General features: G+C 58.2%; 13 protein-coding genes. 6 read left to right on the forward strand and 7 right to left on the reverse strand.

Annotated elements, in window-relative coordinates:
* Positions 1-14: 14 nt before the first annotated feature.
* Positions 15-1,052: an FAD:protein FMN transferase gene (locus tag HMPREF9081_RS00655; protein ID WP_006304943.1), complete on the reverse strand. Its 1,038-nt coding sequence runs from the start codon at positions 1,050-1,052 to the stop codon at positions 15-17.
* 114 nt (positions 1,053-1,166) lie between these two features.
* Between HMPREF9081_RS00655 and HMPREF9081_RS00660 the strand changes: the two genes are divergently transcribed.
* The 6 genes from HMPREF9081_RS00660 to HMPREF9081_RS00685 all read left to right on the forward strand — a co-directional run bounded on the left by HMPREF9081_RS00660 (position 1,167) and on the right by HMPREF9081_RS00685 (position 7,496).
* Positions 1,167-1,553 (forward strand): GtrA family protein, encoded by a 387-nt coding sequence (locus tag HMPREF9081_RS00660; RefSeq protein WP_006304944.1) that lies wholly within the window; start codon positions 1,167-1,169, stop codon positions 1,551-1,553.
* A 185-nt stretch (positions 1,554-1,738) separates the two neighbouring features.
* Positions 1,739-3,586 carry an FAD-binding protein gene (locus HMPREF9081_RS00665; protein ID WP_006304945.1) on the forward strand — a complete coding sequence of 616 codons (1,848 nt, stop codon included), beginning with the start codon at positions 1,739-1,741 and terminating at the stop codon, positions 3,584-3,586.
* A 1-nt stretch (position 3,587) separates the two neighbouring features.
* Positions 3,588-4,550, forward strand: coding sequence for a succinate dehydrogenase/fumarate reductase iron-sulfur subunit (locus HMPREF9081_RS00670; protein ID WP_006304946.1), 963 nt, complete (start codon positions 3,588-3,590; stop codon positions 4,548-4,550).
* On the forward strand, positions 4,547-5,416 hold the full coding sequence (locus HMPREF9081_RS00675; RefSeq protein ID WP_006304947.1) for a CoB--CoM heterodisulfide reductase iron-sulfur subunit B family protein: 870 nt from the start codon (positions 4,547-4,549) through the stop codon (positions 5,414-5,416). The genes HMPREF9081_RS00670 and HMPREF9081_RS00675 overlap by 4 nt, the downstream gene beginning before the upstream one ends.
* Before the next feature lie 333 nt (positions 5,417-5,749).
* A complete protein-coding gene (locus HMPREF9081_RS00680; RefSeq protein WP_040395325.1) occupies positions 5,750-6,517 on the forward strand; it encodes a DeoR/GlpR family DNA-binding transcription regulator in 768 nt (255 codons plus the stop codon).
* Positions 6,518-6,608: 91 nt separating this feature from the next.
* Positions 6,609-7,496 (forward strand): radical SAM protein, encoded by an 888-nt coding sequence (locus tag HMPREF9081_RS00685; RefSeq protein WP_006304949.1) that lies wholly within the window; start codon positions 6,609-6,611, stop codon positions 7,494-7,496.
* A 252-nt stretch (positions 7,497-7,748) separates the two neighbouring features.
* Here HMPREF9081_RS00685 and HMPREF9081_RS00690 read toward each other — a convergent pair whose 3' ends face one another.
* The 6 genes from HMPREF9081_RS00690 to HMPREF9081_RS00715 form a co-directional block, all read right to left on the reverse strand.
* Positions 7,749-10,412, reverse strand: a complete 2,664-nt coding sequence (locus HMPREF9081_RS00690; protein WP_040394158.1) for a calcium-translocating P-type ATPase, PMCA-type — start codon at positions 10,410-10,412, stop codon at positions 7,749-7,751.
* Positions 10,413-10,677: 265 nt separating this feature from the next.
* Positions 10,678-11,970 (reverse strand): PepSY-associated TM helix domain-containing protein, encoded by a 1,293-nt coding sequence (locus HMPREF9081_RS00695; RefSeq protein WP_040394159.1) that lies wholly within the window; start codon positions 11,968-11,970, stop codon positions 10,678-10,680.
* 123 nt (positions 11,971-12,093) lie between these two features.
* On the reverse strand, positions 12,094-12,639 hold the full coding sequence (gene hpf, locus HMPREF9081_RS00700; RefSeq protein ID WP_006304953.1) for a ribosome hibernation-promoting factor, HPF/YfiA family: 546 nt from the start codon (positions 12,637-12,639) through the stop codon (positions 12,094-12,096).
* Between the two features lie 197 nt (positions 12,640-12,836).
* Positions 12,837-13,037 carry a cold shock domain-containing protein gene (locus HMPREF9081_RS00705; protein ID WP_006304954.1) on the reverse strand — a complete coding sequence of 67 codons (201 nt, stop codon included), beginning with the start codon at positions 13,035-13,037 and terminating at the stop codon, positions 12,837-12,839.
* 168 nt (positions 13,038-13,205) lie between these two features.
* Positions 13,206-15,941 carry a glycosyltransferase gene (locus HMPREF9081_RS00710; protein WP_006304955.1) on the reverse strand — a complete coding sequence of 912 codons (2,736 nt, stop codon included), beginning with the start codon at positions 15,939-15,941 and terminating at the stop codon, positions 13,206-13,208.
* Positions 15,938-16,840, reverse strand: coding sequence for a tetratricopeptide repeat protein (locus tag HMPREF9081_RS00715; protein ID WP_006304956.1), 903 nt, complete (start codon positions 16,838-16,840; stop codon positions 15,938-15,940). Before HMPREF9081_RS00715 ends, HMPREF9081_RS00710 begins: the two co-directional genes overlap by 4 nt.
* Between the last annotated feature and the right edge of the window lie 110 nt (positions 16,841-16,950).

Genomic DNA, 16,950 nt, shown 5'->3' on the forward strand with positions numbered 1-16,950 from the left:
TTTTCTATGCGTTCTTACTCCCCTATCCGTTTCCCATCCGTGTCGATCAAAATCAGCCGCGCATCGGGGAAATCCGCGAGCAGCTTCTTTCCCTCCTCTGCGCCAAGCACGAAGATCGCCGTCGAGAGCATATCGGAAAGCGCCCCCATATGTCCCTGCCATGCCCCCTCCTCCACATCCATCGGCAGGACGACGGTCACGGAAGCGAGCCCCGTCTGCGCAGGATAGCCCGTGCGTGGATCGATGAGATGATGCCAGCGCCGTCCCTCATACATAAAGAATCGCTCATCATCGCCCGAAGAGGAGAGCACTTCGTTTGAAAGGGGTACGACGGAGAGGAGATCAGACCGCTCCACTCCGCGCGGATTGCGGATGCCGATCTGCCACGGTGCGCCCTCCTCGTTCACGCCCATCCCGAGAATCGAGCTGGTCCCAAGATCTGCGAGCGCATCCGTTACGTCCGCACTCTGCCAAGAGTTACGAATACCGTCAAGTGCCAGCCCCTTGATGAGTGCGCCGCGGTCGAACTTCATGCCCGCTTTCATGAGTCTCGCCTCATATTTCGTTTGACCGGTTTCCTCCATCGTACGAAGTTCGAGCGCCTCATAGCCGACATGTACGCGTGCCTCCATAACCGCCTCGGCAGGTGGCGGCATCTTCTCCGTGCGTGCCCGCTCCCAGAGCTGTGTGAGCGTGCCCGCCGTCACATCGAATGCACCGTCCGAACGATGCGCGATCTCCTGCGCGAGGTTCAGTGTATCATAGAGCGCGGGCGATATCTCCCGCCACTCCCCCGTTCCTGCCGCCGCCTCCACAGCCGCGAGTGCTTCCCCATCCGCATCGCGCTCCGTCTGCGCGAGCACCGCCATCCCGTCGCGCAGCGCCGCCTGCGACGTGATCTCATCCGCACGCACCACGAGCCGTGCCACCGTTCCCATCACGAGTTTTGTCTCCTCCGCCGTCACTGTGCCCCCGCACCCGCCGAGGAGGAGGACTGCGCAAAAAAGAACCGCAGCAGGAATTTTATACAACGTGAAGAATCTTTCTATCATATGTATTCCTTTCAAAGATTCCTTAGATGAACGAGAACGCGACCGCTTGCGCAACGATGTGTTCGCGTAGCGTGCGTACGGTGGTTCACACACAAAAACGATGCGAGGTGCTCTATGCCGCATTCCAGACTTTACGAAATCGCTCGCTTCGTCCTCGTCGGCGGCGCGTGCTTCATCCTCGACTACGGCCTGCTCTACATCCTCACCGAGTACGGAGGACTTTACTATCTGTTTTCGGCGGGCATCTCCTTCACTGTCTCCGTCCTCGTCAACTACTGGCTCTGCCTCGTCTGCGTCTTTCGCGGGGCAAATGCACAGACGCGCCGCATGAAGATGCTCTTCTTCGGCTCGAGCATCGCGGGTCTCGGACTCAACCAACTCCTCATGTGGATGCTTGTTGACCTCATAGGCATCTACTACATGATTGCAAAGCTGATCGCTGCCGCCATCGTCATGGTGTGGAACTACATCCTCAAACGCCGCGCCGTCCTCGGCAGATGAATCCATTCTAACAACTTCACACAGAGACTTCAAGCCTCCCGCTGCAAACGGGAGGCTTTTTCAAGTGCACGTTTCCCCCACAACAATGCAGGATTTTCCACCTATCAACGCGAAATAAAATCACGATAGTTTTTATCAATCGTTGAGATAAATTCTATGCATCACCAAAAGAGGAGACGAAAGCTATGGCAATGGAAATCTCACGCCGCACTTTTATCAAAGGCACTGCGGCGGCGGGCGTAGTTCTCATGTCCGGCGCCTATCTCGGCTGTGGGAACAAGAACATTCCCGCACAGGTCAGGCACGGCGACGTGACCTACGACGTGCTCATCATCGGCAGCGGGGGTGCCGGCATGCGCGCGGCGCTTGCCGCGACAAAGGACAAGGACATAAAGGTCGCCGTCATGTCGAAACTCATGCCCACGCGCTCAGCGTCAACAATGGCGCAGGGCGGCATGAACGGCGTCACGGGGGTCACGGACGACAAGGACACGGTCGAGTCGCATACGTTTGACACGATCAAGGGCGGGGACTATCTCTGCGATCAGGACGCCGTTGAATACTTCGCCGAGAACGCGGGCAAAACCATCTACGAGATGGACTACATGGGCTATCCGTACAACCGTCAGAAGGACGGACACTTCCATCAGCGCAAGATGGGCGGCTCATCCCACGCACGCGCATCCTACTTCGAAGATCGTGCAGGGCATGCGATGGTGCACGCGCTCTTCGAACAGTGTCTTGCACATGACGTGGACTTCATCTCCGAATGTCAGATGCTTGAAATCACGATGACGGACGCAGGCAAGCTCGCGGGCGTTGTCGCTATGGATATGCGTACGGGCGACCTCATCGGCATCCCCGCAAAGACCGTCCTCATCGCAACGGGCGGCTACGGACGCGCCTACTGGGTACGCACATCCAACCCGTACAGTTCCACGGGCGACGGCATCGTCGCGGGCATGAATGCGGGCATTCCGTTCAAAGACCCAGAGATGGTGCAGTTCCACCCGACGGGACTCTCCGTCAACGGCGTGCTCCTCTCCGAGTCGAGCCGCTCCGAGGGTGCGCTCCTCATCAATAAGAACGGCGAGCGTTTTATGTCGCGCTATGCTCCGGAGAAGATGGAGCTCGCGACGCGTGACATCGTAGCACGCGCGATTGCAACCGAGATCGAGGAGGGACACGGCATCGGCGAGGGGCTGACCGCAGGCGTCTACCTTGACTTTACAAAGATTCCAGCCGAACGCATCCGCGAGCGCCTCGGGCAGGTCGCCGACCTATCGCTCCGCTTCGCGGGCGTTGACATCACGAAGGCCCCCGTGCTCATCAGCCCGACCTGCCACTACTCGATGGGCGGGCTCGAAATGGCGGACTTCCATACGGGCGCAACGCGCGTCCCCGGCATCTACACGGCAGGTGAGGCGAGCTGCGTCTCCGTGCACGGCGCGAACCGCCTCGGCGCAAACAGCCTCTCCGAGGTTCTGGTCTTCGGCAAGACCGCCGGCGAGGGTGCCGCTGCCTACGCGAAGGAGCATGCTTACGAGGGCAGTCAGGATGCGCTCACGGCAGGCTGCACAAAGTGGAAGGATCGCTTCGACAAGGTGACCGCGCGTCCGCACATGAACAACCGCACCGTGCCCGAGATCCGCGACGCAATGGTCGATACCATGTGGTTTAAGGCGGGCGTATTTCGGAATGGTCCGCAGCTCGAGGAGGCGGCAAAGGAGCTGCATGCGCTCGAGGAGGACTACAAGAACTGCTTCGTCGGCGACACGTCCCATGTATACAACACAGCGTTCGCACAGTACGTCGAGCTCGGCAATATGCTGCAGATCTCCCATGCCATCGTGCAGGGCGCGATTGCACGCAAGGAGAGCCGCGGTGGTCATTCACGCCGTGATTTCCCAAAGCGCGACGACGCGAATTTCCTCAAGCACACGCTGATCTTCAAGAAGTCGGACGGCAGCTATGCTGCGGAGTATCAGGATGTCGTCATCACGAAGTATCCGCCGCAGGAAAGGAAGTATTGATATGGACGTGCAGCTCAAAATCCATCGCTTCGTCGAGGGGAAGAAGTGGGTGGACACCTATACCGTCCCCATCACCACGGGCCTGACCGTCCTCAATGCGCTGACCTACGTCAAGGAGAAGCTCGACCCGACGCTCTCCTTCACGAGTGCATGCCGCTCGAGCATCTGCGGCGCATGTGCCGTCCGCGTGAACGGCAATGCCGAGCTCTCCTGCGAGGTGCTCGTCGAGGATCTCCTCGCACGTTATCAGACAGAGGAGCTGACCATCGAACCGCTCGGCAACTTCACCGTCATCCGCGATCTCGTCGTGGACTGGGATCCGAAGTACGCACGCATCAAGAAGGTAAAGCCCACACTGCACCCGAAGGACGATTTCACATCCGAGACCGGCTGCCTGCAGTCGCCCGAGGACTTCAACAAGTACAAGAAATATGCGGGCTGCATCCTCTGCGGCTCCTGTGTCTCCGAGTGCAATAAGAACACGCTGAACGCAGACGACTTCCTCGATCCGTTCGCCTTTGTCAAGGCGGAAAAGCTCGTCGCAGACTCGCGCAGCAAGACACCCGCCGAACATCTGAAGGCGGTGCTCGACGCGGGCCTCTGGCGCTGCTTCAACTGTCAGGAATGCACGGCGAAGTGTCCGAAGGGACTCGATCCCGCAGGTGCGATTGAAAAGCTCAAGGAGGCGACGTTCCGTCACCATCTCGACGACAACGTCGGCGCACGCCACGCCAAGGCAATCTATGACGACATCTCCGAGTCCGGTACGCTCGACGAGTCAAAGCTCAACATCAAGTCCGAGGGCTACTTCATGTCCGCTCTGCGCCTGCCAATGGCACTGCGCCTCATGAACACGGGCAAAATGGATCCGCTCGCGAGCCATCCCGTCAACCCTGAGATCAAGACCATTGCCGCGATCGTAAAGGCGGCGGAGCAGGCGGACAAGGAGGAGGCAACATCATGAAGTACGCATTATTTCCGGGCTGCGTCCTCGAGGGAGCGGCCGCCGAGGCATATACCTCGCTCAAAGAGGTCTGTGCGCGTCTTGCCATTGATGTAGAGGAAATCCCGAACTGGACGTGCTGCGGTGCCTCGCACGCGCAGGGCGTGAACGACCTCGCCGCGCTCGCCGTCAACGCACGCAACATCTCCATTGCCGAGCACATGGATCTGCCGATCCTGACCGTCTGCAACACCTGTACCTTGCAGCTGCGCGCGGCAAAGTATCGGCTCGACCATGACGCAGCGCTCAAGGAGAAGGTCAACGCCATCCTCAAGGAGGCGGGGCATCCATACGCATATCAGGGAACAAGCGAGATCACACACTTCCTCTGGGTGCTTGACGAGCACCCGGAAGTCCTCGACGGAAAAATTACGGACGCGCTCAAGGGCACGCAGGTCGCCTGCTACTATGGCTGCCACATTCTGCGCCCTGCGCTCATCATGAATCACGAGAGCGGCGATTATCCCGAATCGTTCGAACGCCTTGTGCGCCGCCTCGGCGCAGAGCCCGTCTGGTTCGACGCGGGACGCAAGTGCTGCGGCTTCCACGCACAGTTCACGGCGGAGCACGATGTGCTGACCGTCACGGGGCAGATCGCAGCGAGCGCCGACCGTGCCGGAGCAAATCTCATCGCGACGCCCTGTCCCCTCTGCCAGATGCAGCTCGACATGTACGGACCCGAGGGACGCGAGGCGGTGCACTCACAGACCGATATGCCTGTCCTCCACCTGCAGCAGCTTGTCGGGCTCGCGCTGGGCATGACGCGGGACGAAGTTGGATTTAACCGTCACGTTTCCGCGCGTGAAAAATTAAAGATCGGGGGCTGAGCCCTTTTCACGGGACTGCCCACAGCTGTGCCTCGCGTATATGAGTCGGATATGGCATGAAATCACGTATCTTCCGACGCATCGCGAGGGCAACTGTGGGCATTTTTTCATTTTATTCGCATGTAATTACAATTTAACGAAAGTAGATGGAGGATATTGTCTATTATAATAGAATATATGCAATGAATACACTCTTATAAATTTGCTTCAATAGCTAAAATTGTCTTGCTATTTTAGCAATTTTGCGCTACACTGGAAAAAAAGGATGGACGGCTCATTGATTGCAGATATATGAGCGCTGCCAATTTCATCTGCGCAAAGGGAGTGAATATCATGTTTCTGGAAGAGCGCCAAGAGCTCATCGTCCGCATGGTGGAGCGTGACGGTAAAGTCAAAGTCAAGGAGCTCAGCGCCAAATTCAAGGTGACCGAGGACTGTATCCGCAAGGATCTGGGATCGCTCGAGCGACAAGGACGACTGAAACGCACCTATGGCGGCGCTGTGAAACTAACACAGAGCGTTCATATGATCGAGGTCAGCCGTCATCGTCACATGGATGTCGAGGCAAAGCGCCGCATCGCGCAGGCTGCTGTTTCGCTCATCCAGGATAAGGACATGGTCTTTCTCGATGTGTCGACGAGCAACCTCGCCATTGCGGAACTTCTCATGAAGAGCGACCGCGATCTGACGGTTGTGACGAACATGGTCGATGTACTCGGCGTGCTCGCGCGCAACCCCCGCATCGAGCTGATCTTTGCGGGCGGACAGATCAACCGCGGACGCGACGGGTTCTGGGGCGGCATGACGCAGGACTTCATCGGCAGGCTCAAGCCCGACATCGCATTCGTCGGCGCGGTCGGCGTGGATGTCAAGGGCAACAGTGTGTCCACCTACGACATCGACGACGGACTGAACAAGGCACGCATCATCGCGCGCAGCAAACGCGCCTACGTGGTGGCGGAGGCGCGCAAGCTCTCGACGGACGGCAACTATGACTACACTCCGCTCAACGCGCTCGCAGGGCTCGTGACGGATACGGAACCACCTTCGGACATTCGCGCGGCGGCGGCAGAACTCGGTGTGGATATCGTACTGCCCTAAGCATCGCATACTGTTCGGAATGAAAAAGCCGAGGCGGCTCTTGCCGTCTCGGTTTTCTTGTGCAAAAATATAGAGAGAAAGGAGTTTTTGCATGGAAGATCTTCTCGCGCACTGCACGCTCTGTCCGCGTCGCTGCGGCGTGAATCGCATGATGGGGGCGCGCGGTTTCTGTGGTGCGGGACATACGGTGCGCGTAGCGCGCACGATGCTCCATCAGTGGGAGGAGCCGTGCCTTGTCGGCGTGCACGGCGCGGGCGCCGTGTTCTTCTCCCACTGCACGCTGCGCTGCGTCTACTGCCAAAATCACGCGATCAGCCACGAGGGCGGCGGCACGGAGATGAGCACGGAGGAACTTGCCGCACGATTTCTGGAGCTTGCGCGCGAGGGAGCTGCAACGCTCGATCTTGTGACACCGACGCACTACACACCGCAGATTCTCGATGCGCTCACACGTGCACGCGCGCAGGGGCTGACGCTCCCCGTGGTCTGGAACACGAGCGGCTATGAGACGGTGGAGAACATCATGCGCCTTGCAGGTGCGGTGGACATCTACCTGCCCGATCTGAAGTATGATACGGAGGAAAGCGGGCGGCTCTACTCCGCCGCACCGGATTATGCGGCAGCGGCGTGGGCGGCGCTCGGGGCAATGGTCGCGCAGGTTGGCGCGATTCGCTTTTCCCCCGACGGTCAGCTTCTCGGCGGCGTGCTGGTACGACATCTCGTGCTGCCGGGGCACCGTCACGAGAGCATTGCGCTCGTGCGGCGGCTGTGGGAGACGTTCGGTGATTCCGTCCAGCTCAGTCTGATGCGGCAGTATACGCCGCTCTATCGTGCCGCAGAGTTCCCGCCGCTCCACCGCCGCCTGACAACGTTTGAATACGAGAGCGTGGTGAATGCGGCACGTGAGCTTGGGATGAAGCGCGTCTATGTGCAGGGTGCGGAGGCGGTGGGGGCGCAGTATGTACCGGATTTTGAGTGATTGGATTCGATATTATAACGGAGCAGTGTGAACCCAACGCGAACGCTTAGTTACGCAAGTGATCGTGCGCTTGTACGCTTAAATACCGTCGGACTTCTTAAACGCGCTTCGCTTGAACGAAAGAAATCCGACGGGGCGTACCGCGCACTTTACTCACTTGCTCCACTAGGGTTCGCTTTTGGGCATCACACTGCTCTATGCATATGCACGGCATAACGTCGTTGATTCCCTCAACCACACCAAGCATGTCATTCACCCTCTCGCCCTCATAATCCCTTTCCACGCAGCCTTTCTCAGCATGTCCGCAGGAATCATGGTCGCGGCAAGGAGGAAGACAAGCACCCAACCGCCCGCGTGAATGGGCGTCGTGCTGAACATGCCGCCGATCCACAGCCCGATATCGTGCGGAATATACGGCGCGTTGATGATTGCCGCCATGATGAGGACGATCATCACCCATACCTTGAGAAAGCCCGGATTCTCTCCAAGCGCACGGAAGATGCCGAAGCCCGTGGAGCGCACGTTGAAGCCGTTCATCAGCGAGGCGAGGACGAAAAGCAGGAAGTACGCCGTATAGTGCTCCGCTTTCCCGTCAAAGACGGCGGCAATATGCACGTTCGTCAGAAAATAGAAACTGAGCAGGACAAGCCACGCTCCCATGCAGACGATCTGCACGCTCATTGCCGGGCTGATAAGGTTCGCATCGCGGCTGCGCGGCTTTTCGCGCATGTAGCTCTCGTGCGCAGGTTCATTGCCGAGCATGATCGCGCCGAGGCTGTCCATGACGAGGTTGATGAAGAGGAGATGCGTGACGCGTAGCGGCTCGATGATGCCGAAGAACGGCGCAACGGCGCTCACGACGACCGCCGCGATGTTGATGACAAGCTGAAAGCGGCAGAATTTCAGGATGTTGTTGTAGATCGTGCGTCCGTAGAGAATCGCGTCCTTAATCGAGCGAAAGTTATCATCGAGGATGACGATATCCCCCGCGTCACGCGCCGCCTCCGTGCCGCTGCCCATCGCAAAGCCGACATCCGCACGGCGCAGTGCGGGTGAGTCATTCACGCCGTCCCCCGTCATGCCGACGACGAGGTTCATCTTCTGCGAGAGTCGCACGATACGGGACTTGTCCGTCGGCAGTGCGCGCGCGATGACGCGCAGCTGCGGCAAAACGCGCTGTACCTCATCATCGCGCATCTGCGCGAGGTCGCTGCTCGTGAGCACGAGATCGCTGTCCTCGCGCAGGAGGCCCGCATCACGCGCGATCGCAACGGCGGTCTCGCGCCGATCGCCCGTCACCATGACGACCTGCACGCCCGCCGCCTGCACCTCCGTGATCGCCTCGCGCGCCTCGGGGCGCACATCGTCACGAATAGCCGCAAGCCCGATGAGAACCACATCCGCGTTGATCTCGTTCTTTCGGAAGGGCTGCTCCGAATACCCGAACGCCAGCACGCGCATTGCACGCGTCGCATAGGCGTTTATTTTTTCGTTCAGTGCCGCCGCGTCAAACGGCACGAGTGTCCCATCCGCTCGGAGCGCGTACTTCGCACGTGCAAGCAGTGCCTCGGGCGCCCCCTTGTAGACGACCGTACCGCGCGCAGGCAGCTCCGCCTGACTGAACTTGTTCGTCGAGTTGAAGGTCTGCCGCTGCCCTGCGCGGCAGCGTTCATCTGCCTGCATCGCACGGTACGTTTCGACGCCCAGAAAACGCATGACCGCCTGATCGGTCGGATTGCCGCCAACGACACTGCCGCTCTCATCATACATGGCGGCGGAGTTCATACCGATCGCGAGCTTCAGCTTTTCATGGAGGACGGCATGCTCCTCGGGCGCGATGACCGTGCCGTCCGCCGTAAAGAATTCCACGACCTCAAGCTGTCCGCCCGTGATCGTACCCGTTTTGTCGCTGAAGAGGATGTTCAGCGAGCCCGCCGTTTCGATGCCGACCGCACGCCGCACGAGGACGCCGCGTGCGAGCATCCGACTCGTATTCTGCATGAGGACGAGCGAGATCATGAGCGGCAGCCCCTCGGGTACGGCGCAGACGATGATGAGGATCGCGAGCGAGACCGCCTGAATCACATCCACAAGGATCGCACTCCATCCCAGCATGACATATGCCTCAAGCCCACCCGCACGCAGGACGAAAAACATCATATAGAGCGAGATGATGACCAGTCCTGAGACGTAGCCGAACGCCGAGATCTGATCGGCGAGCTTCGCAAGCTTCACCTGCAGGGGAGAGTCCGGCTCACGCGCCTGCATCTCCGCCGCCATCTTCCCCATCATTGTCTGCACGCCGACGCGGCGCACCTCCATCACGCCCTCACCGTCAAAGACGACGCTCCCGCGAAAGAGTGTCGCATCATCGACGAAGGTGTCGCCCGTAACCTCTTCGGGAAAGCGATAGAGGATGTCTGCGGGAACCTTCGGGCACTCCTCCGTCTCCCCGTTGAGTGCCGAATTGTTGACGCGGAGTTCCCCCGCGATGAGCATTCCGTCCGCCGGGATCTTGTTCCCGCCCTGCAGGATCACATGATCACCCACAACGATGTCGTCCACGGGCAGCACGAGGAGCCCGCCGTCGCGGCAGACCTTTGCCGTATCCTTTGCCGAGCTTGCACGCAGAGCACGGTACTCTGTATCGCTCGCCACATTCGTCCGCGCCGTCACCGTTGCGACGATGATGACGGTCACGATCGTGCCGATCGGCTCGTAGATCTCCGCATGCCCCGCGAAGTACATCGCGATCATAAGCGCGACCATCACGAGCAGGATGCGGATCATCGGATCGCGGAACGTCTCTAGGAACGCCTCTCCAAACGTCACCCACGCAGGCTCCGGAATGGTATTCGCGCCGTATTGCACGCGCGATGCTTCCGCCTCAGACGATGTAAGTCCCGTGAATTTCAACGGCATCCCCTTTTCTAAAAACGGCTCTATGATAAATGTTGCGGAACATGGGTGGACACATGAAACATTCCGTAATATGTGCCGAAGAACTTCTAGGGAATCGCTGATAAAATGAAGTCCGTCAGATTGGCGTAGATTTTTTCGTCCGGTTGAGGAGGCAAACCGGACGCAGAGTGGTGCTCTGTGGAGGATTTGCCGACGAAAAGCGGGCAAAAAAGATGCGCCAAGATGATGGTGCTGAATTTATCAGTGCTTCCCTAACACATCACCTACGCACGGCGCGTACAAAGTAAAAGACGAGATAGGCGCTGAGTGCAAGGGCTATCCACTCTCCGATCCTGCCGTACATCGGTGCGATGAATATGATCAAACTCAGTACGGCAATCCGCATCGGCTCCTCCCACGCTGCATTTGTCCGTCGCCGAGCGGCAGCCTCAACGGCATCCGAGATGCGACTCTTCCAGCGCGTCAGCCAGAGCACGATCCCCGTGACAATCATCGCCGCCGTCATGAGGATGAGCAGCCCCCAGAAGATTTTCTCCGCAAGCATCTCATGGTTGTGAATGTGGATATTCAGGAAGAACGGCGCCGTCTGCAGCCACGCGGGCACGGGTACAAAGAGCGGCTCCCCGCCCGCCGCAGGCAGGTATGCCTGCTCGCCGAGCGTAAAATCCGTCGCACGCACGGCGGGCTCGGCGATCTGGAAGATATAATAGCCATCCGCTGCCGTAGGAAGGCGCAGGGAAATAATATCCTTCGCAGGAAAGCTCTCCTGAATTCGCGTTAGCGCCTCGGTCGAAGACAGTGTCCCCGCACTCTGTTCCTGCGCCGCAAAATGCTCCATCGCAAGTGCGTGCGCCGTGCGGTGATAGTCCCGTATTCCGATGGAGTAAAGGACGATGAAGATGCCGCTCACACACATCACGACCGCCCATGTGCCCGCAAAGACGGACGTGATCTTGTGCCAGTCCGACCAGAACAGACGACTGCTCTTTCGCCGCCGCGTGCCAAACGCAAGGCTCTTCATCATCGGCAGATAGAGATAGACACCGCTCACAATGGAGATGACGGAAAGGCCGCACATGAATGCGAGAAGGTCGCGCCCGCCCTCATCCATCCCCATGCGGACGTGCAGAACGTGCATCGTATGCATGAACTGTTGCACGGCTTCGGAGCGGTAGACGCGGTCTTTGCGGTTGAAGACCGTGCCCGTGCGCACATCGTACATGATCTGCTCGCCGCCCATGCGCATATGGGATCGCGCCGCCTTTCCACTGCGATCCTTGACGAGGAAGTAGAGCGTCCCGTCCGACCCGTCCGGTGTGACACCGAGGATCTCCTTCTCCGGAAACGCCTGCATCACCGCCGCCGTCCCCGCAGGCAGCGCCTCCCAGATCGCACGGAGCGGCATGGGCTCCCCACTTTGCGGCAGATTCACCGTGTTCCACGCATTGATTTCACTGCGAAAGAGCAGCGGCAGCCCCGTCAGCGTCAGCAGCAGGAGAAAGAGCGCGCAGATAAGGCTCACCCATTGATGAATAACATAGATTTTTCTCATTGATTGCCCCCGTTCCATAGAGAAATTTTACCGCCCACTATCATAACACAAAATGAACGGAAACGGGACAAAAAAGAGAACGACTGCGCACCGCAAACGCGCAGCCGTCCCCCATTTTCACAATCAGCCCTCTTCGACCTCGATCAGGGCGTACTTTCCGTCGTTTCTGCTGTAGACCACGTTGACCTCCTCCGTTTCCGCGTTGCGGAAGACGAAGAAGCGGTGATTCAGCAGATTCATCTGCATGATCGCCTCCTGCACATCCATCGGCTGCAGGGCAAAGCGCTTCGTCTTGACGACCGGGAAGACATCGTCCTCCTCCGGTGTCGGCTGGACGAATGTCTCGACCGCCTCTGCCTTGAACCCGCCGTGACGGAAACGGCGCTCGAGTTTTGTCTTCTGCTTGCGAATCTGGCGCTCCAGCTTCTCGATGACGAGATCGATGGAGCTGTACATATCCTCCGAACGCTCCTCACCACGCAGCAAGACGCCGCGCACGATGGGAGCCGTTACCTCTACCTTGTGATGCTTCCCCTCCACCGAGAGCAGTACCGAGATGTCCCCGACGTTCTCGAAGTACTTCGTGATCTTGCCGACCCGCTTCTCCACATAGTCCCGCAGCGCCGGTGTAACCTCGACATTCTTTCCCCGAATCGTGAATGCAGCCATGAAACACAGCCCCTTTCTATCCACGGGAGCGCTATTCTATCGCCCCCCCTTTATCTATGTATTTCGACATGCGGGGAAAAAAACCTGCAAAAAGAATAGCACTTTCCTTAAATTCTGATTTTTCTCTTGCACGATTCCGCTCTTTTGCGCAAATGAAAAAGCCCGCTGTGTAAGCCGGGCTTTTCAAACCATTGTGCTTATTCCTTTTTGACGACGTTGTCCGCCTGGGGACCACGCGCGCCCTCGACAATGTCGAACTCCACTTCCTGACCCTCGCTGAGCGTCTTGTAACCCTCGCCTTGGATCGAGGAAAAGTGTACGAACACATCGTCTCCATCCTCGCGGGAGATAAATCCATATCCCTTATCCGCGCTGAACCATTTCACTTTGCCCGTCATATCGGCTCTCCTTTCACTGATAGAGAAAGTACCGCAACCAGCCTTTCTCCAGTTTCGCACGTATGCTTATTCTTATTATAAGAGCCGTGTGTAGTACTGTCAATGGGATAACACGAAACAGAGTGAAAAAGAAGAATTTATATTCTTTGACATTTGTCACAATGAATATCAAAGATGCGGAAAGAACTTTGCAACGCGTTGGAGACGTGCGCGTTCCAGTTCCTCCCTCCGCTCGAACATCTCGCGATAGGCATGGATATAGTCGTCGATGTGCTGATCGAGCAGGCGGTGCTCCGCCACATAGCGGTAAGCCTTCTCCGCGAGCGTACGCCTGAGGTCGGCACGGCGGATGAGGAGGTCGAGCTTCTGCGCGAACTCCTTCGGGCTGCGGAAGATCAGCCCCGTCTCACCGTCACGCACCGTCCCCGCATAGACCGTCGGCGAGGCGAGCACCGCGGCGCCGTGTCCCGCCGACTCGATGAACTTCAGATCGGACTTGGCACGGTTGAAATCCGTATCATTCAGCGGCAGGAGCGCGATGTCCGAGGCATGCAGTGCCGCCGTATACATCTCGTACGGGACGACAATGTCACCGTCCTGCGTGCCGCCCGTGAACTCTTTTGCCTCCGTTTGGAGCGCCTGATAGAAGCCATGATCCGAAACGACACGGAAGTACAGGCGGTCGCCATGCCGTCGGATCGCATTATTGATCGCGGGCATCAGCGGCTCCCAGTCCGGGCGACGATTAAATGCGCCGAAGAAGATCGTCACGCGATCCTTTGGCACGTCATACGTACGCCGCTCGGGCAGAGCTTCCAACTGATTCTCAAAGAGATAGACATAAGGATTGAATTCACGCAGGAAGTCCGCGAGGTACTGCGTCGAAGTCTGCACGGCGGAGACGGCACGGAAGGAGAAGTAGTTATCCTCCAGCATCTGCTTTGAGATCACCGGATGGTCATCCAGCTCATGGAGCAATACATTCCCCTGTGTTCCATACTTTGCAAGGATTTGGTTCACGGGTGAATCACAGTTGATAAAAGCTCTTTCAAACAGGATAAAACTATCATGAAGATCCCGAAGACCATACAGATCGAGCGCCTCATCTCCTCGCTGCGTCGCCCCGCTTAACGAGATGAAGCCGCGTGAAACAAGTTTTGCAAAGGGAATGTCCAGTCGAATCGGTGCGCACTCCTCCACGCGGTTCATCAGCACAACATGGATATCTGGCACCCCCGCTTCATATTCCTGACGCAGCGCAGGGGATACCAGTGGGAGCGTGCCGACAACCCTTTGGTTAAATATCTGCAGTGAATCCAGCGCCTCCCGATGCTCCTCTTCCTTCGTCAAAAACACGCGACGGCGCCAGTATTCCTCAATGAGGTGCCGCCATTCAATCACGCTGCGAACCAAGGACTCCGGATTCTGTCCCTCCTGATCGTCATGCACACGGAACAGGCTGAGCGGCCGCGCAAAGACGACGGCATCGCCCTTTTCGAGAAGTTCGAGCCACATGGCACAGTCCGATATGGTCAGACATCCACGCGACTCCGCACGCCAGTAATGATGCGTCAGATCACGCCGCCGAAAGAGGACGGCGGAGGGCTCGCCCAAAAAGTTGGTACAGTTTGCAAGCGTCATATAGCCGACGAACGAGCCACGAAAGCCTCCATAGGTCCCATGGATGGGCGGCGCGTCCTCCCACTGTCCCAGAAACATTCCATCCCCATCAATAACACCGCGCACCGATGTGACAAGGGTTACCGTCGGCTCTGAGAGGAACGCATCGACCATCCGCGTTATTTTATCCGGCAGGAGGATATCATCGTCCATGCACCACTGCAGGAACTCCCCCTGTGCCAGGTGCTCGAACGGCATAAAGTTCTCTGCCTTGGTTTTCGCCATTTTATTCCGGACATAGCGCACGCGTATATCATCCTGATATGCCTGCATCAGCTCCTCGGTGCGGTCATCTGTAGAGTTGTCACAGACAATGATCTCAATATTGGGATACGTCTGTGACCGCGCACTTTCAAGCGTCTCACGGAAGTACTCCGGGCGGTTATACGTCGGGATCATGATGCTGACAAGCGATGTCCTGAGGAACGCCGACCGCCCACTTGCATGAATGAGCGGCATATTCTTTGTCCACACGATACCGCCCAGTGTCTCTTGCAGAATCGTTTCGGGCACGCCGATGTCGATCCCCCACCGCTGCAACAGGAGGGGGCGCGCCTCCGATCGGGTCAGATCGTAGAGGTCGCAGCTTCCCGCGCCCCTGTGCACAAAGTAGACGGGAGCGCGCAGGAGGTGGAACCCATCGTATTTCAGACGGAACGAAAGATCAAGATCGGCGCCGCCGCCCGCGAACGCCTCATCGAACCCATGTACCTGCTGAAATGCAGAACGCCGCACAAGCAGGGCAACGTGCTCGAGGAACAGGCTCTCCGACGGGCTCGTCAAATGTCTGCTGACCCATGCGGTCGGATCCTCGCCGGACGCCCTCATCTCCTCGTCCTTCAGGTACTGCCACAAAAATTGTGTGTGATTGGAGAACGGACCGACGGCAGCGATCTCTTCGTGCAGCAAAAGGGTCTCCAAGAGCTTCTGAAAGCCCTCTGCCGTAAGGATAACGCCCTCCTGCAGAAAGAGGAACACTTCGCCTGAGGCAAGTGCGGCACCGTGATTCGAGAGTGCTGCAGGCGCAGTTGTGGCAGATGGGCACACGCGGCACGGCAGACCGTGCATCTCCTTTCGCACGGTCTTTTCCATCGCCGCCGATGAAGTGATGATCAGCTCTGTATCGATGCGCAGAGCCGCAACAGAGGAGAGTGCCGCCTCTGCCGTCTCGCGCAGATACGCCCCTTCCTCTGTGGCTGTGAGGATAATGCTGAGCGCACTCATGATTTCAGCGTACGCAGCAGCGTGAAGTCTGCCATCCGCATCTTTGCGGCCACCTGAATCGCCTTATCCCGTTCGCCCATCTCGTGCAGAAGGAGTGCCATGTTCCTGAGCGTCGCATCACAGCCCGGATCGAGATGCAGGGCTGCCGTGAGCAGCACCTTTGCCCCCGCATAGTCATCTGCGACATATGCCGCGCCCGCGAAGGCGTTCAACGCCTCCATTTTTTCCACGGGGCGAATCGCCTGCGCAAGGATCTCCGCCGCCCGCTCCTCGGCATCTGCGGTGCTTGCGACAGGTACTGCCGGAGCGACAGGCTGCGGGACGGCAAGCGGCGCTGTGACGGCAGCTGCAGCAGGCGCCTGCTGTACGGGCGCTGCACCGAGCCCCAAAAGCGCCGCAAGGTGCGGATACTCCGCACGCGTCCTCTCCGGCGTGAGGCGTGCATCGAGCCCTGCGAGGCGGCTGATCTCCGTACGCTGCGCAGAGGAAACTGCACGCCCGTGCACAGAAAGGATATTCTCAAAGAGCTTCAGCGCATCGTCCGGACGCTTCTCACGCCGACAGATGCGCGCAAGCAGAATGCGTGCATCCACATTGCCGGCATCGCGCGAGAGCACATTCGTCACCCAAGTTGCCGCACGCGTATAGTCGCCGAGCTCGAAGTAGGCACGCGCAACATCCCCGAAACACTCTTCCGGCGGATTTCCCTGCGCGATCATATCGGCAAAGGAATTGATGACCTCTGCATACTCCTTTTTCTCCACATGCTTACGAATCTGTTCGATCGTTGCAATTTTCTTCTCTGCCATCGTCATCGTCCCTTTCGCATTACGCTTTTCTTCCCGACGTGCACGCTTTCTGCGCGTGCGCTCTGCACGGCTCTTGTTGCGTTTCTTCATTGAGATATCGCTCCCATATCATCTCATATGCCGCTTCCACGGCGCGGACATAGCTGTGGAGCCCATCATTAAACCAATCGGATTATGCGGTAACCTATGCAAATGTTCAT

This window comes from Centipeda periodontii DSM 2778 (assembly GCF_000213975.1).
In the GTDB taxonomy this organism is placed as follows: Bacteria; Bacillota; Negativicutes; order Selenomonadales; family Selenomonadaceae; genus Centipeda; species Centipeda periodontii.

Coding starts and splice junctions, on each gene's coding strand:
- HMPREF9081_RS00660 (WP_006304944.1), top strand. CDS start 1,167: ATGCCGCATTCCAGACTTTACGAAATCGCTCGCTTCGTCCTCGTCGGC.
- HMPREF9081_RS00670 (WP_006304946.1), top strand. CDS start 3,588: ATGGACGTGCAGCTCAAAATCCATCGCTTCGTCGAGGGGAAGAAGTGG.
- HMPREF9081_RS00675 (WP_006304947.1), top strand. CDS start 4,547: ATGAAGTACGCATTATTTCCGGGCTGCGTCCTCGAGGGAGCGGCCGCC.
- HMPREF9081_RS00705 (WP_006304954.1), bottom strand. CDS start 13,037: ATGACGGGCAAAGTGAAATGGTTCAGCGCGGATAAGGGATATGGATTT.
- HMPREF9081_RS00710 (WP_006304955.1), bottom strand. CDS start 15,941: ATGAGTGCGCTCAGCATTATCCTCACAGCCACAGAGGAAGGGGCGTAT.
- hpf (WP_006304953.1), bottom strand. CDS start 12,639: ATGGCTGCATTCACGATTCGGGGAAAGAATGTCGAGGTTACACCGGCG.
- HMPREF9081_RS00715 (WP_006304956.1), bottom strand. CDS start 16,840: ATGAAGAAACGCAACAAGAGCCGTGCAGAGCGCACGCGCAGAAAGCGT.
- HMPREF9081_RS00695 (WP_040394159.1), bottom strand. CDS start 11,970: ATGAGAAAAATCTATGTTATTCATCAATGGGTGAGCCTTATCTGCGCG.
- HMPREF9081_RS00680 (WP_040395325.1), top strand. CDS start 5,750: ATGTTTCTGGAAGAGCGCCAAGAGCTCATCGTCCGCATGGTGGAGCGT.
- HMPREF9081_RS00685 (WP_006304949.1), top strand. CDS start 6,609: ATGGAAGATCTTCTCGCGCACTGCACGCTCTGTCCGCGTCGCTGCGGC.
- HMPREF9081_RS00655 (WP_006304943.1), bottom strand. CDS start 1,052: ATGATAGAAAGATTCTTCACGTTGTATAAAATTCCTGCTGCGGTTCTT.
- HMPREF9081_RS00665 (WP_006304945.1), top strand. CDS start 1,739: ATGGCAATGGAAATCTCACGCCGCACTTTTATCAAAGGCACTGCGGCG.